The sequence below is a fragment of the Serratia sp. CY37869 genome (genome assembly GCF_052168895.1).
Lineage (GTDB): Bacteria > Pseudomonadota > Gammaproteobacteria > Enterobacterales > Enterobacteriaceae > Serratia > Serratia ureilytica.
The window spans coordinates 350,212-364,200 of the sequence record NZ_JBJNLU010000004.1 but is presented as its reverse complement, the minus strand read 5'-3'; the positions used below and the strand labels follow the sequence as shown (position 1 = coordinate 364,200).

Annotated in this window: 13 protein-coding genes; 7 read left to right on the top strand and 6 right to left on the bottom strand. The window is 61.8% G+C overall.

Translation table 11 applies throughout. The annotated features are described in order from the left end of the window. The first annotated feature begins 78 nt into the window (after positions 1-78). Positions 79-948: an MDR efflux pump AcrAB transcriptional activator RobA gene (gene robA / locus ACJ8J1_RS20455; protein ID WP_033641808.1), complete on the top strand. Its 870-nt coding sequence runs from the start codon at positions 79-81 to the stop codon at positions 946-948. Here the strand turns inward: robA and gpmB are convergent. Then, positions 945-1,592 carry a 2,3-diphosphoglycerate-dependent phosphoglycerate mutase GpmB gene (gene gpmB, locus ACJ8J1_RS20450; protein WP_025305227.1) on the bottom strand — a complete coding sequence of 216 codons (648 nt, stop codon included), beginning with the start codon at positions 1,590-1,592 and terminating at the stop codon, positions 945-947. The two genes, robA and gpmB, sit on opposite strands and share 4 nt — an antisense overlap. A gap of 101 nt (positions 1,593-1,693) precedes the next feature. On the opposite strand from gpmB, the gene yjjX reads away from it, so the two are divergent. Beyond that, complete coding sequence (gene yjjX / locus ACJ8J1_RS20445) at positions 1,694-2,212, top strand: inosine/xanthosine triphosphatase (RefSeq protein WP_033641807.1); 519 nt, start codon at positions 1,694-1,696, stop codon at positions 2,210-2,212. Positions 2,213-2,223: 11 nt separating this feature from the next. Here the strand turns inward: yjjX and trpR are convergent, their stop codons facing one another. Both trpR and sltY read right to left on the bottom strand, forming a co-directional pair. After that, positions 2,224-2,553 carry a trp operon repressor gene (gene trpR / locus ACJ8J1_RS20440; RefSeq protein WP_016929152.1) on the bottom strand — a complete coding sequence of 110 codons (330 nt, stop codon included), beginning with the start codon at positions 2,551-2,553 and terminating at the stop codon, positions 2,224-2,226. 54 nt (positions 2,554-2,607) lie between these two features. Beyond that, positions 2,608-4,536 carry a murein transglycosylase gene (sltY, locus tag ACJ8J1_RS20435; protein ID WP_033641806.1) on the bottom strand — a complete coding sequence of 643 codons (1,929 nt, stop codon included), beginning with the start codon at positions 4,534-4,536 and terminating at the stop codon, positions 2,608-2,610. A gap of 632 nt (positions 4,537-5,168) precedes the next feature. On the opposite strand from sltY, the gene ACJ8J1_RS20430 reads away from it, so the two are divergent. The 4 genes from ACJ8J1_RS20430 (at position 5,169) to ettA (ending at position 9,370) form a co-directional block, all read left to right on the top strand. Beyond that, on the top strand, positions 5,169-5,780 hold the full coding sequence (locus ACJ8J1_RS20430) for a YfiR family protein (protein ID WP_033641805.1): 612 nt from the start codon (positions 5,169-5,171) through the stop codon (positions 5,778-5,780). Then, the gene (locus tag ACJ8J1_RS20425; protein WP_033641804.1) at positions 5,777-7,024 is read left to right on the top strand and encodes a diguanylate cyclase domain-containing protein; all 1,248 of its coding nucleotides are present in this window, start codon (positions 5,777-5,779) and stop codon (positions 7,022-7,024) included. The genes ACJ8J1_RS20430 and ACJ8J1_RS20425 overlap by 4 nt, the downstream gene beginning before the upstream one ends. Before the next feature lie 38 nt (positions 7,025-7,062). Continuing rightward, complete coding sequence (locus ACJ8J1_RS20420) at positions 7,063-7,560, top strand: OmpA family protein (protein WP_033641803.1); 498 nt, start codon at positions 7,063-7,065, stop codon at positions 7,558-7,560. Positions 7,561-7,702: 142 nt separating this feature from the next. Further along, positions 7,703-9,370, top strand: a complete 1,668-nt coding sequence (gene ettA, locus ACJ8J1_RS20415) for an energy-dependent translational throttle protein EttA (RefSeq protein WP_025159620.1) — start codon at positions 7,703-7,705, stop codon at positions 9,368-9,370. Between the two features lie 30 nt (positions 9,371-9,400). On the opposite strand, the gene ACJ8J1_RS20410 is transcribed toward ettA, so the two are convergent. Together ACJ8J1_RS20410 and ACJ8J1_RS20405 are read right to left on the bottom strand one after the other, a co-directional pair. Then, the gene (locus ACJ8J1_RS20410; RefSeq protein ID WP_033641802.1) at positions 9,401-10,306 is read right to left on the bottom strand and encodes an AraC family transcriptional regulator; all 906 of its coding nucleotides are present in this window, start codon (positions 10,304-10,306) and stop codon (positions 9,401-9,403) included. A gap of 107 nt (positions 10,307-10,413) precedes the next feature. Next, positions 10,414-11,325, bottom strand: coding sequence for a LysR family transcriptional regulator (locus ACJ8J1_RS20405; RefSeq protein ID WP_033641801.1), 912 nt, complete (start codon positions 11,323-11,325; stop codon positions 10,414-10,416). A 97-nt stretch (positions 11,326-11,422) separates the two neighbouring features. On the opposite strand from ACJ8J1_RS20405, the gene ACJ8J1_RS20400 reads away from it, so the two are divergent. Next, a complete protein-coding gene (locus ACJ8J1_RS20400) occupies positions 11,423-12,424 on the top strand; it encodes a zinc-binding alcohol dehydrogenase family protein (protein WP_033641800.1) in 1,002 nt (333 codons plus the stop codon). A gap of 31 nt (positions 12,425-12,455) precedes the next feature. Here the strand turns inward: ACJ8J1_RS20400 and ACJ8J1_RS20395 are convergent, their stop codons facing one another. Beyond that, the gene (locus tag ACJ8J1_RS20395; RefSeq protein WP_033641799.1) at positions 12,456-13,889 is read right to left on the bottom strand and encodes a glycosyltransferase family 39 protein; all 1,434 of its coding nucleotides are present in this window, start codon (positions 13,887-13,889) and stop codon (positions 12,456-12,458) included. Between the last annotated feature and the right edge of the window lie 100 nt (positions 13,890-13,989).

Genomic DNA, 13,989 nt, shown 5'->3' with positions numbered 1-13,989 from the left:
GATCGGTCTGATAGCGCAGCACCAGCGTGACGAATCAACAGTTCGGGTTCCTACCCCCAAGCTTTACGAGGAAGTTCTATGGATCAAGCCGGTATCATTCGTGATCTGCTTAGCTGGCTGGAAAGCCATTTGGACCAACCCTTGTCGCTGGATAACGTGGCGGCCAAGGCTGGCTACTCCAAATGGCACCTGCAACGGATGTTCAAAGATATTACCGGTAATGCCATCGGTGCTTACATCCGGGCAAGAAGGCTGTCCAAGGCCGCCGTCGCGCTGCGCCTGACCAGCCGGCCGATTTTGGATATCGCTCTGCAATATCGCTTCGACTCGCAGCAGACCTTCACGCGCGCCTTCAAGAAACAGTTTGCGCAAACGCCGGCGCTGTACCGCCGCGCCGAAGACTGGAACGCGTTCGGCATCTGCCCGCCGATCCGTCTGGGGGCCTTCACTCTGCCGCAGCCCGAGTTCCTCTCGTTGCCGGATAAGCATCTGGTCGGCCTGACCCAAAGCTACTCCTGCACGCTGGAACAGATCACCACCGTGCGCACCGAGCTGCGCTCGCAGTTCTGGCGCCAGTTCCTCGGCGAAGTCGAAACCTTGCCGCCGGTGCTGTACGGGTTGCACCACTCGCGTCCGAGCCAGGAGAAGGACGACGAACAGGAAGTGCTGTACACCACGGCGCTGGAGCCGGATCAGGTGCCTGATAAAGTGCAGGAAGTTCAACCGCTGGTGCTGCCGGGCGGCGAATTTGCAATGTTCAGCTATGAAGGGCCCATCGGAGGCCTGCAGGACTTTATCCTGACGGTCTACGGCACTTGCCTGCCGGAGCTCAAACTGACGCGCCGCAAAGGACACGACATCGAGCGCTTCTACCCGAAAGGCGAGCGCCGTCCGCATCAGGCGCCTACCGAGATCAAGTGCGATTACCTGATCCCGATTCGACGTTAACGCTGCAGTTCGTCCAACGCGGGCATGTCCAGATGCGTGACATCGCCCGCCGTTTCGACGATCCAGCCGGAAGCCAGCCACGGGCTCTGCTGGTGATCGACGCGCGACAGTGAGCAGTTGCGCAAGCGCAGGCGACGTTCCGCATAGGCCGGCAGCCCGAGCACCGTACTGATCAAACACCCCAACGCGATGCCATGGCTGACGAGCAGCGGCTTGCTGCCCTCCGGCAGCATCAGGCAGCTCTCCAGCGCAGCGCGCATGCGCTCGCCCAGCTCCTCCATGGATTCGCCTTGAGGGATACGGCCGTCAGGAGTACCATCGACCATCTGTTTGCGCCACTGTTCTTCCTGCGGCGTCAAACTGTCGATCAGGCGTTCTTCCAGAACCCCCATGTGCAGCTCACGCAAACGCGGATCGCCAATCACTTCGCAGCCACAGGCTTCGGCGATGATCTGCGCGGTGCGGCGCGTGCGCCCCAGGTCGCTGGTAATGATATGCGTAATGCCTTCTTTGCTGACGCGCCTGGCGACCAGACGGGCCTGGTGTTCCCCCATGGCGGTTAACGGGCTGTCGGACTGACCCTGGATGCGGCGAGCCGCGTTCCATTCCGTTTCGCCGTGGCGAACGAGGTATACCTGTAACATTTTTGTTTTCCGTTATACTGCGTGAAATTTGCGTTTATCCCCGGCCCGGCGGCGCTTTTGCCGCTGCCCGGCGTATCGGCCAGAAGGATATCAAACCCGTTATGTACCATGTTGTCGCTGCAACTACCAACCCGGCAAAGATCAAGGCTATTCAATTGGCCTTCGATGACGTCTTCGGCGCAGGCCAATACCGCATTGAACCCGTCGACGTCGCCAGCGGCGTTTCGCTGCAGCCGATAGGCAATCACGAAACGCGCACCGGTGCGCGTCAACGCGTGATGGAAGCGCGCCAGGTCAGGCCCGAGGCCGATTTTTGGGTCGGCGTGGAAGCCGGGATTGAAGAGAATATGACCTTCGCCTGGATGACCATCGAGAACCCGTCCATCCGCGGTGAATCCCGCTCGGCGAGCCTGATGCTGCCGGAAGTCATCTTACAAGGTATTCGCGAAGGCCGCGAATTGGGCAGCGAAATGGCGACGATCACCGGCAACGCCGAGGTGAAGCGCCAGGGCGGCGCCATCGGCGTCTTCACCGACGGCCGGCTGAGCCGCACCAGCGTTTATCATCAGGCGCTGCTGCTGGCGCTGGTGCCGTTCCACAACGCCATCTATCAGCAATAACGCAGAGTCTGCTAGGGCGCGTCGTGCAGCAGCTGCTGCTCAAGCCACTGTTTCAGCGCGGGTGAAGCCGCTTTCAGGCTGTTAGAACCGCGGGTGATGGTGGCGATCCCCGCGCCCAGTTCATTTTTCAGCTCGCGCTGGCTCATCTCGCCGCGCATCAGTTCCTGAATGATCCGCACCCGGGTGCCCAGCGCGGTGCGCTCGTCCGGCGTCAGCATCAATTGCAACAGCGGTTGATGCAGTTCTTGCGCAAACGAATTCTGCAGCAGCGCGACGAAGCGCAGCCAATCCTCATTGCCTTGTTCTGAAAGAGCGGGGTCGTTTAACGATAATTGCGTCATGGCAGCCACCATACTATTTAACTAGTACAGCAGCATACCATAGGGCCGTCAAAATCAATAACGTCTCTGCCACTCGGCGTCGGTCAGCACCTTGGCTGGCCGGTGCGTCAGATAGCGGTAAAACGCATCGTAAGCCAGCACGTTCTTGACGTAGCCGCGGGTTTCCGAGAACGGAATGCTTTCGATGAACGCTACCGGATCGATCCGCCCCGCGCTGTTGCCCAGCCAGGTGTTCACTCGCGACGGGCCGGCGTTATAAGCGGCGCTCGACAGAATGCGGTTGCGGCCGAACTGCTGATAGACCGACTCCAGATAGCTGGTGCCGATGGTGATGTTGGTCTGCGGATCGAACAATTGGCTCGGCCCGACATAGCCGGGAATATTGTACATCTGCACCGTATGCTGCGCGGTGCGCGGCATGACCTGCATCAGGCCGGAGGCGCCGACCGGCGACTGCGCCTTCGGATTCCAGGCGCTCTCCTGACGCGCGATCGCCATCGCATAGCTGCTGGTGATCCCCTTGTCATCGGTGGCGCGGCGGAACTCCTGCGGCCAGGCGACCGGGAAACGCTCTTCCAGATGATCCCACAGCTTGCCGACGATGGTCGCCTGCACGCTCAGATCGGCCCATTTTTGCTCAAAGGCGTAACGCGCCAGCGCCTCTTGTTCAGGCCGGCTGCGGCTGGCGACATAGGAACCCCACTCGCTGCGGGCCAGGTTGTCCATATTCCAGTACATCAGCTCGCGCACTCGGGCCACTTCCGGCCCGTCGGTCAGCGACGCGCGCGGCTTGGCCGCCACCGCCACCATCACCGGATAGGTTGCGTTCAGCTTCTGCGCCGCCACCATCGGATAGAAGCCGCGTTCGGTCATCAGGTTGCGCAACATCTCCTCGCCTTCGGCGCGTTTGCCTTCGTCCATCAGCTGACTGGCGCGCCAGTAGCGCCACTCATCCTTGTTGCGCGACTCTTCCGGCAAGCGAGCCAGCCAGGTCGCGACGCCCTGCCGATCGCCGTTGCCCAGCGCCATGCGCACCCGACGCTCCAGCAGCGAAGGCGAACGGCTGCGCAGAATCACCTGATCGCGCCACTGCGCCTGTTCATAGGTAGCGTCGCTGCCCATCAGGCGCCAGGCCACCGCCTCTTCCAGCCCCAGCCGCTCCTCGTCGCTCATTTTCTGCAGCCGCGCGAGCGTCGGGATCATCGCCCGCGCGTTTTCCACATCCTGCCGCGCCAGGCGCTCAAAGGCGATGCCGGTGGCGGCACGGGTAAAGTCGGTCGGCCCTACGCTGCGGGCGAAGGCTTCCACGGTGGTCGGATCGTTTTGCAAGCGCACCAGAGCGTTGCCCATGGTTTGATAGTCGGCCGGCAGTTGGCTGTAGAGGTTGCTGACCAGCGAGCTGTTGCCCTCTTTCAGCGCCAGCTTCATGCGCGCCAGAATATCGAGCGGCGTTTGCTTGCCTGCGCCGCGCCAGACGCTGAACAGCCGATCGCAGGCGCTCGGCAGCGTTTTGCCGTTCAGCCACAGCTCGTCGGCGCCGCTCCAGGCCGCCTGCTGGTCGCCGGTAGCCCATTTGGCGTAGTAATAGTTGCAGCGCGCCGCCACCGGTTTGGGCGGCTGTGGGCTGAAGGCCAGCAGGGTGCGCCAATCTTCGCGCCGCGCCAGTTCATTGACGAAGCGCGGCGCCAGCGATTTCGCCGGCGGCAGCGTCGGGTTGCGTTTGATAAAATCGTTCACTTCGGAGAACCCCGCCTGACTCAGATCCTGAGTCAGCTCGCGGTATTCCAGATAAGGATAAAGCGGGTAATCGCGCAGCGTCGGCATCAGCTGCGCCACCACGTCCATCTGATTGCCGTCCCACGCCTGCTTGATCTGCTGGTAGCGCTGACGTTGCGCATCCAGAGAATCCGCCAGCGCCGCGCCGGAAAACGCCGTCAGGCACAGCCCCATCGCCAACAGCCGTCGCTTGTCCACCTTGACCATCCTCGCTCTTTCCTCACTGATTGTGCCGCGGGAGCCGCCCAGCTCCCCGGTAACCGCCGCGCCACGGCGCCGCAGAACAAAATAAAACCGGGCGCACGGCCCGGACGCAGATATCTACCATAGACAGCGCAATCGCTCATCCATTCAATACTGTAGAAGAAGAAGTGTATCGCCATGATCGGAGCCAGGTAAAAAACGTTTACTTTGGCTGACAAATCAGGGCGGCGGGATATTATCGCCGGCCGGATTTTTATTAGCCGCAACGGCATTTATTGGAAAAGTAAAATACTTTCTAATTATTAGTTATCACATTATTGCATTTAAGAGATAACGCCGACGTTGCGCAAATCGCCTGACAGCTGGCCAAACGCGCCAACTTTGCAGAAAAGCGGTGGCAAACCCGAGAGGGCATTTTTATACTATCAAAAATAAGTAGGATAATTCCGAGAAAACAGCACATAAAGCGCCCAACGAAGACATCTTATAATACAATCCGCGCCAATTATGGGTAGATAGTGTTCATTAGGCAGTGCGACTGACAGCTTTCAGCAAAACGATTGTCCCTTCAAGCGGGCCGGATTTTTACTTGTCGGGCCACGGCCTGCGGGCGGTGGATCAGGCCGGAATGGCGGGTGAAGATGGCGAGTAATACCGCGATAACGATGCGTTGCGCAAAAAGCCCGGTGCCGGGCTTCCTTGCCGCACGCCTGAATATCGGCCGCCTGTTGCTGATCGTTTTGTTGGCGCTGCTGACGTTGCCCGGGCCTGCGCGCGCCGCCAATGATCCCTATCAACAGCGCACGCACGCCGTGACGACCGTGGTGGTAGGCATCATCAGCTACGCCCGCTGGTCACGTGAACCCAATCCGATCCGGTTGTGCGTGACCGCACCCACCCAGTATGCCGAGGGGCTGTTCGATCCGATCCTGCTCAGCGCGCCGCGTCCGATTAAAACCGAACGCGTGCCGTTCGACAGCCCGACGCTGAGTACCGGCTGCGATGTCATCTATTTAGGGAACATCAACGCCGCGCAGAGACAAAATTTCATGCAGCGCATTTCCGGCAACTCCATTCTCAGCATCAGCGAGAACGATAGCGAATGCTCCGCCGGCAGCGCATTTTGCCTGCAGATCAACGGCGACCAGGCCGGCTTCAAGGTCAACCTGGACGCCCTGGCGCGCAGCGGCGTGCGCGTTCACCCCAACGTGCTGCAGCTGGCGCGCAAACAGGCGCCGCCGCTATGAGGCTGTTGCGTAGAAACCGTTCCGGCAATGCGCGCCCGACGTTGGGCCGGGTGCTGCAGCGGGTGCATCTTGGGCTGGCGTTGATCGCCGTCGGCACCGCCGGCATCTTTCTGACGCTGGTGGCGCTGTTCGCGCTGCGCGCCTATGCCAACCACAACCTGCACCTGATCGCGCGCTCCATCAGCTATACGGTTGAAGCGGCAGTGGTGTTTGGCGATCGCCCCTACATTCGCGAGGCGATGGTGCTGATCGCCGCCAAAGAAGAGGTGTCGGAGGCCAAAATTCTGAACAACGCCGGTGACGTGCTGGTCAGTTGGCATCGTCCCAAAGATGGCCCGCTGCATGGCATGGAGCAGGTTATCGCCCACTGGGCGCTGCCCGAGCCGGTCATCCTGCCTATCTCCCACGAGGGCAAACAGGTCGGCCAGGTCTGGCTGAGCGGCAACGGCGGCAGCCTGTTGCGTTTCCTGTTGCGCGGGCTGGTCGGCATGATCGCCTGCATGGTGCTCAGTACCCTGTGCGCCCTGGTGTTGTCGCGCCGCATGCTGGTCGGCATCGTCAGTTCGTTGGACGACATCGCCAACGTGGCGCATGCGGTGCGGCGAGATCGCACCTTCGGCCTGCGGGTGCCCTCGGCGCCGATCGCCGAGCTGCATGAGCTCAGCAATGATTTCAATGGCTTGCTCGATGAACTGGAGGCCTGGCAGGCCCATCTGAAGCAGGAAAACGACTCGCTGGCCCACCGGGCGACGCACGACAGCCTGACCGGCTTGCCGAACCGCGCCTTCTTCGAAGGCCGGCTGAGCCGCGCCCTGGGCGATATCGCGCCGCCGGCGAAATTGGCGGTGCTGTTTATCGACGGCGATCGCTTCAAGGAAGTGAACGACAGTTACGGTCACGCCGCGGGCGATGCGGTGCTGACCACCATTGCCGGACGCATTCGCGCGCAGCTGCGCGAAACCGATCTGGTCGCACGCCTGGGAGGAGATGAATTCGCCGTGCTGCTGGCGCCGGTGCACAGCACGGAAGATGTCTTGCAGATCGCCGACAACATCATCGATTGCATGACGCAACCGGTTATTTTACCGAACGACGAGACAATCATTACCTCTCTGAGTATCGGCATTGCGCTGTACCCTGATCACGCGTCGACGCCTCAGGGTCTTTTGCACGAAGCTGACGATGCGATGTATCAGGCAAAGCATCGTTATAACGGAGGCTGGCGGCTGGCTATACATAAATAAGAGCCCCGGCTATAACACTTGAACTAGGGATTTTGACTATGATACAGCAACTGTTTAAAGGTCGTTTTTCACTGCTGACGATGGCGTTCGTCGCCCTGCTGGCGCTCGCCGGTTGCCAGAGCAAGCCGCAAGGCCTGACGCCCGAGCAGGTTGCGCTGCTGCAATCGCAGGGCTTCAAACTGACCGACAACGGTTGGGAATTCGGCCTGTCGGATAAAGTGCTGTTCGGCAACAACATCGGCAAGCTGAACCCGGAAAGCACCGAGACGGTGCAGAAGATGGGCCGCGCGCTGCTGAGCGTCGGCATCACCAAGTTCCGTCTGGACGGCCATACCGACAACTACGGCGAAGACAGCTATAACGATCAGCTCTCCCTGCGCCGCGCCGATGCGGTCGCCGATCTGCTGGCCAGCGTCGGTATTCCGCGCGCCAATATCGAAACCCGCGGCATGGGCAAGCGCGATCCCGTCGCCGACAACCGCACCTCCAGCGGCCGCGCGGAAAACCGCCGCGTCGCGATCGTCGTCACGCCATAAGCCACCAATATGCGCCTTTATCGGCGCATAAACGGTTATACTTAGCGATCGCTGAGCGATGTCTGGGATCCAAGATCGAAACGGGCTACACTCATGCCGCCAGACATCCTATAAATACTGATATAGAGAGGCTTAGAGCAACGTGGCTCAATACGTCTATACCATGCACCGCGTCGGCAAAGTGGTACCGCCGAAGCGTCATATTTTGAAAAACATCTCCCTGAGCTTCTTCCCTGGGGCAAAAATCGGCGTACTGGGCCTGAACGGCGCCGGTAAGTCCACCCTGCTGCGCATCATGGCCGGCATCGATACCGATATCGAAGGGGAAGCGCGCCCGCAGCCGGGCATCAAGATCGGTTATCTGCCGCAGGAGCCGCAGCTTAACCTCGAACACACCGTGCGTGAGTCGGTGGAAGAAGCGCTGGCGGAAGTGGTCGGCGCGCTGAAACGCCTGGACGAAGTGTACGCGCTGTACGCGGAAGAAGGCGCAGACTTCGACAAGCTGGCCGCGGAACAGGGCCGCCTGGAAGAGATCATTCAGGCGCACGACGGTCACAACCTCAACGCGCAGCTGGAACGCGCCGCCGATGCGCTGCGCCTGCCGGACTGGGACGCCAAAATCGCCCATCTGTCCGGGGGTGAACGCCGCCGCGTCGCGCTGTGCCGCCTGCTGCTCGAAAAGCCGGACATGCTGCTGCTGGACGAACCGACCAACCACCTGGACGCCGAGTCCGTGGCCTGGCTGGAACGCTTCCTGCACGACTTCGAAGGCACCGTCGTGGCGATCACCCACGACCGCTACTTCCTGGATAACGTGGCCGGCTGGATCCTCGAACTGGACCGCGGCGAAGGCATTCCGTGGGAAGGCAACTACTCGTCCTGGCTGGAGCAGAAAGACGCGCGTCTGGCGCAGGAAGCGTCCGCCGAAGCCGCTCGTCGCAAGTCGATCGAGAAAGAGCTGGAGTGGGTGCGCCAGGGCGCCAAAGGCCGCCAGTCCAAAGGCAAGGCCCGTCTGGCCCGCTTTGAAGAGCTGAACAACACCGAATACCAGAAACGCAACGAAACCAACGAACTGTTCATTCCACCTGGCGCACGCCTGGGCGATAAAGTGGTCGAAGTCAGCAACCTGCGCAAGTCCTACGGCGACCGCCTGCTGATCGACGACCTGTCGTTCTCGGTGCCGAAAGGGGCAATCGTCGGCATCATCGGCCCGAACGGCGCGGGTAAATCCACGCTGTTCCGCATGATGTCCGGTCAGGAACAGCCTGACTCCGGCAGCATCGTGCTGGGCGATACCGTCAAGCTGGCGTCCGTCGATCAGTTCCGCGACAGCATGGACGGCTCGAAAACCGTGTGGGAAGAAGTCTCCGGCGGGCAGGACATCATGCGCATCGGCAACACCGAGATGCCGAGCCGCGCCTATGTCGGCCGCTTCAACTTCAAGGGCGTCGATCAGGGCAAACGCGTGGGCGAGCTGTCCGGCGGTGAGCGTGGCCGTCTGCACCTGGCCAAGCTGCTGCAGGTTGGCGGCAACGTGCTGCTGCTCGATGAACCGACCAACGACCTGGATATCGAAACCCTGCGCGCGCTGGAAAACGCCCTGCTGGAATTCCCTGGCTGCGCCATGGTGATCTCGCACGACCGTTGGTTCCTCGACCGTATCGCCACCCACATCCTGGACTACCAGGACGAGGGCAAAGTGGAATTCTTCGAAGGCAACTTCACCGAGTACGAAGAGTACAAGAAGCGTACGCTGGGCGCCGATGCGCTCGAGCCGCACCGCATCAAGTACAAAAAGATCGCCAAGTAATCCCCAAGGCGCCGCATGCGGCGCCTTTTTTTATGCCCGCGCCCGGCGATAATCGCGCGGTGAGCACGCCATCACGCGCTTGAAAGCATGGCTGAACGCGCTGTCGGAATCGTACCCCAAACGTTGCGCGATGATGGATACCGGTTCAACACCGGTACGCAGCGCCCGCGCAGCCAGCAACATGCGCCAACGCGACACATACTCAAGCGGCGCCATTCCCGCCTTCTGCTTGAAGCGCAGCGCCAACGTCGAACGGGAAACGCTCGCCGCATCGGCCAATGACGCCACCGTCCAGCGACGGGCTGGATCGGCGTGTACTGCCTGCATCGCGGCGCCGATGCGCGGATCGAACAAGGCGGGCAGCCAGCCGGAGGCCGCGCTCTCCTCCCCCGTCAGGTAAATCCGCAGCGCCTGGGTCAACATGATTTGCCCCAGGTGATGCGTCATCAGCGCGCTACCCGGCGAAGGCTTTAACAGCTCGTCCGCCAGCCGCTGCAACGCCCATTGCAACACGGCGGCCTCTTCGGTGCCGCCTCGGATCACCATCAACGCCGGTAAACTCCCCAACAACCGCTCCACTTCCTCACCGAAGGTAAAACTCCCGCCGATAAACAGGCAATCCTCCGCCTCGCCGCAGCTCGCCACACCATTTTTCGCCTGCAGATAAAGTACGTCAGCATCGAGCGCCGGCAGCGACAGATCGCTGCCGACAGTGACCGGCAGGCTGCGGGTCAGCAGCAAGCAGTCGCCGGCCGCCAGCCGCAGCGGTTCGGCCAACCCTTCCGCCGCCAGCCAACAGCCGCCGCGCACCACCGCGTTGAATTTCCCGCTCTGCGGCGCAGGAAAATGAACGGCCCAGTCGCCGCCGGCCTTCAGGCCGCCGAAAAACGCATTCTGGCTGTTCAATGGCGCAAGCACTTCCGATAACGGATCCATACCCTCTCCCCCTAAGCCCCTTTCATGAGCATAGCCCGCGCCATGCTCCAGCCAAAGGTTTTAGGACGATGGCGACAGAAATTAGGCGTCGGCGTCATCTGCCAGGCCTACTCCCGCGTCAGCTCGCGCGCGTAGTCGTCAAACGCCGGGTGCTGCAATACCACATCGATGAAACAGGCCAGCGCCGGGGAATTCAGCTTGCGGCTCGGGTAGACCAGATACAGTTCATTCCCTTCTGCGCGCCAGGCCGGCAACACCTCCACCAACAGCTTCTGCGCCACCACCTCGCGGCTGAGAAACGCCGGCAGCAGCGTGATCCCCGCGCCGGCGATAGCGCATTCGCGCGCATACAGCAGATTGTCGGTGGTGTGCGCCAGCGGCAGCTGCCAGCGGTAATAATCGTCGCCGCAGCGCAGGTTCCAGGCCGTCCAGGCGCGGTGGGCAATGCAGCGATGTTGCTGCAGCTGCTGCGGGTGCTCGATCGGCGAGTGCTGCGCCAGATAGGACGGCGCAGCCAGCAGATAGCGCGGCGCATACCCGAGGCGGCGGCCGATCAGCGAAGAATCCTGCGGCTTGCCGGTGCGCAGCGCGGCGTCGAAGCCTTCCTGCACCAGATCCACCATGGCGTCGGATACCGACACCTCCAGCGATACGTCCGGGTACTGGCGCTGAAAATCCGCCGCCAGCCGCGCCACCAGGGTTGCCCCCAACCCGGCCGGCGTCGAGATGCGCAGGCGGCCGCTCGGGTTGTCGCGCAGCCGCTGCAGTGCCAGATCGGCCCGCTCGGCGGCGGACATCATCGCCTGGCAATGTTCCAGATAGCGCTCGCCGGCGAAGGTCAGGTTCAGCTGGCGCGTGGTGCGGTTGAGCAAACGCAACCCCAGCGTTTGTTCGAGCTGGCTGATGCGCTGACTGACGCTGGACTTCGGCAACCCGACACGCTGCGCGGCGGCGGTGAAACTGCCGCACTCCGCCACCAGCGCGAACAGCGCCATGTCCTGCAGCTGTTTGAACTCCATTGTTCACCCCTGACGAACACTCAGTTAGATATTGTCCATCTTATCACCCCACTGCTGCGGGTCTACACTGGGGACATCATTTGAAAGGAGCACAATCATGTCGATAAAAGCCATTGCCGTAGACCCGCAGAACCCCGCCGGTTTCATCGAAATCTCACCGGAGATGCCGGTGCCCGGCCAGTACGATCTGCTGGTGGAAGTGAAAGCGGCCTCGGTCAACCCGGTGGATACCAAAGTACATGCCGGTCTGCAGAAAAGCGGCCTGCAGCAGCCGCGCGTCCTCGGCTGGGACGCCAGCGGCGTCGTGCTGGACGTGGGCAGCGGCGTCAGCGGCTTCAAGCCCGGCGATGAAGTGTGGTACGCCGGCGATATCACCCGGCCCGGCAGCAACAGCAGCCACCAACTGATCGACTCTCGCATCGCCGCGCACAAACCGCGCAGCCTGAACTGGGCGGAGTCCGCCGCCATGCCGCTCACCGCCCTCACCGCCTGGGAGGCGCTGTTCGAGCACCTGAACATTCAGGATGCGCCCGAGCACAAGACGCTGCTGATCATCGGCGGCGCCGGCGGGGTCGGCTCGCTGGCCATTCCGCTGGCCGCGCTGCGCAGCAAGGTGAAAGTGATCGCCACCGCGTCCAGGCCGGAATCCGCCGCCTGGTGCCGCGAGCGGGGCGCCGACCTGGTGGTGGACTACCGCGATTTGAAGGGCAACCTGGCGCAACACGGCATCGAGCAGGTGGATTACATCCTCTGTCTGAACGATACCGACGGCCACTGGCCGGCGATGGCCGAACTGATCGCACCGCTCGGCCATATCTGCACCATCGTCGAGAACGCGCAGCCGTTGGATCAAAACGCGCTGAAGCTGAAAAGCGCCGCGCTGCACTGGGAATTCATGTTCACCCGCAGCATGTTCACCACCCCGGACATCGCGCAGCAAGGCCGGATCCTGCAGCAGGTGGCGCAACTGCTGGACGACGGCAAACTGAGCACCACGCTGAGCGAAACCCTGCACGGGCTGTCGGTAGACACGCTGACCGCCGCGCACCAACAGCTGCTCGGCGGCCATATGCAAGGCAAGCTGGTTATCGCTTACTGAGTTCGCATCGCGGCGGTGCTCTGCGCCGCCGTTACTGCGGGCGAACAAAGCCAACGCACAGCACCTGCTCGTCGCTCTGCGGATCGGCGCGGAAGGTCAGCGTCTGCTGCCAGTCGAGGCGCATCTTCGGCCAGTGGGCCAGTTCGCCGCCGAAGTCGCTGTGCGCGCAGTCTTCACCCAACCGACCGAACAGGGCGACGCCATGCTGCGCAATCTGCGGATAGCTGATGTTGACGTTGTAGATGTTCGGCCGCGTATGATTGGACCAGCGCGTAATGGTTTGCGGCCGGGAACCGGCATACACCGTCATCCACTGCGACAGGTATTCGCCGCCGACGTAACGCAGACTGACGCCATACCGCTCCTGCCACAGCTGCTCCACTCCAGCGCTGAACGCCTTGATGCCCACCATTTTCTGACCGGCATTGCGCACGTTGCCCAGCATCACCGCGGCATACCCCAGATAGACCGCCAGCGCCGCGCACATCAGCCCAATAGTCGCCGCCCGCAGCGAACGCACCGGCGGCTGACGCACGCAGCCGACCAGCAGCGCGGGCGCCAGCATGAAGAACGGCTGCAGCCACTCGGTCAAGCGGCCGCCGACGTTGAAGGAGAACCAAAAGGTAATGATGCCGAGCGGCAGCAGGTAGATCCACAGCAGCACCCGCATCGGCAAGGCTTTCGGCCAGGCCAGCACCGCCCCGCTGCGGCGCAGGATCCACCACAGCACCAGCGACGGATAGAACACCAGCAGCAGCGACTGCAGCATGTCGAGATTGAGCTGCATCTTGATCTGCGAATCCACCCACTTAAAGGCGGCGAAGTCGTGGTTCCACAGCCAGAATACGTTCGGCAACACCAGTGCCAGCCAGATCGCCACCGCCAGATAGAACTGCGGTTGGCGATAGCAGCGACGGATCTGCGGCACGAACAGCGTCGACAGCGCCGCGAAATAGACGAAGGCGAAGGTCGAATACTTCGCCATCATCGCCAGACCGGCGGCCAACGCGAAGGCCGGCCACCAGTTGGCCGAACGGGAAATCGCCATGTGGAAGAACAGCGCCATCCACGGCCACAGCATCACCAACAGGTAGTTGTCGTTGTAGGGAATGATGTCGAAATTGATGATGCCGGACAGGTTGAGCGTCAGCAGCGCCATCCAGGCCAGCGAAGTGCTGCCGCTCAGGCGTCGCGCCAACAGCCAGACGCCCAACATGCCGATGGCGATGGCGATGAAGTGCCCGCCGTACCAGTAAACGTTCAGCGGCAGCCACGACAGCCAGATCGCCGGCTGCATCGCCGCACCGACCAACCAAGGATTTTTCGGTGAGCCCCACTCGCCGTTGAGGCCCCAATTGAGCGCCTCGACGGCGTCGTAAGGCAGGGTAGGATCGAGATGAACGGTCAGCAGCGTCCAGGCTGCGGCATAGCAGATCAACCAGAGAGCGAGTAAGCGATAAGACATGTCTTCTTCTGAGCGTTATTGTAAAGAAAACCTTAACGTAGTCGCTACCGAATGAACCATGTTTAAACAGGCCTTTAAATGTGCGTCCGTGCGGCCGTTT

Bases quoted from the DNA above. Each gene is read 5' to 3' on its own strand.
- robA (WP_033641808.1), top strand. From the start codon at position 79: ATGGATCAAGCCGGTATCATTCGTGATCTGCTTAGCTGGCTGGAAAGC.
- gpmB (WP_025305227.1), bottom strand. From the start codon at position 1,592: ATGTTACAGGTATACCTCGTTCGCCACGGCGAAACGGAATGGAACGCG.
- yjjX (WP_033641807.1), top strand. From the start codon at position 1,694: ATGTACCATGTTGTCGCTGCAACTACCAACCCGGCAAAGATCAAGGCT.
- trpR (WP_016929152.1), bottom strand. From the start codon at position 2,553: ATGACGCAATTATCGTTAAACGACCCCGCTCTTTCAGAACAAGGCAAT.
- sltY (WP_033641806.1), bottom strand. From the start codon at position 4,536: ATGGTCAAGGTGGACAAGCGACGGCTGTTGGCGATGGGGCTGTGCCTG.
- ACJ8J1_RS20425 (WP_033641804.1), top strand. From the start codon at position 5,777: ATGAGGCTGTTGCGTAGAAACCGTTCCGGCAATGCGCGCCCGACGTTG.
- ACJ8J1_RS20420 (WP_033641803.1), top strand. From the start codon at position 7,063: ATGATACAGCAACTGTTTAAAGGTCGTTTTTCACTGCTGACGATGGCG.
- ACJ8J1_RS20410 (WP_033641802.1), bottom strand. From the start codon at position 10,306: ATGGATCCGTTATCGGAAGTGCTTGCGCCATTGAACAGCCAGAATGCG.
- ACJ8J1_RS20405 (WP_033641801.1), bottom strand. From the start codon at position 11,325: ATGGAGTTCAAACAGCTGCAGGACATGGCGCTGTTCGCGCTGGTGGCG.
- ACJ8J1_RS20400 (WP_033641800.1), top strand. From the start codon at position 11,423: ATGTCGATAAAAGCCATTGCCGTAGACCCGCAGAACCCCGCCGGTTTC.
- ACJ8J1_RS20395 (WP_033641799.1), bottom strand. From the start codon at position 13,889: ATGTCTTATCGCTTACTCGCTCTCTGGTTGATCTGCTATGCCGCAGCC.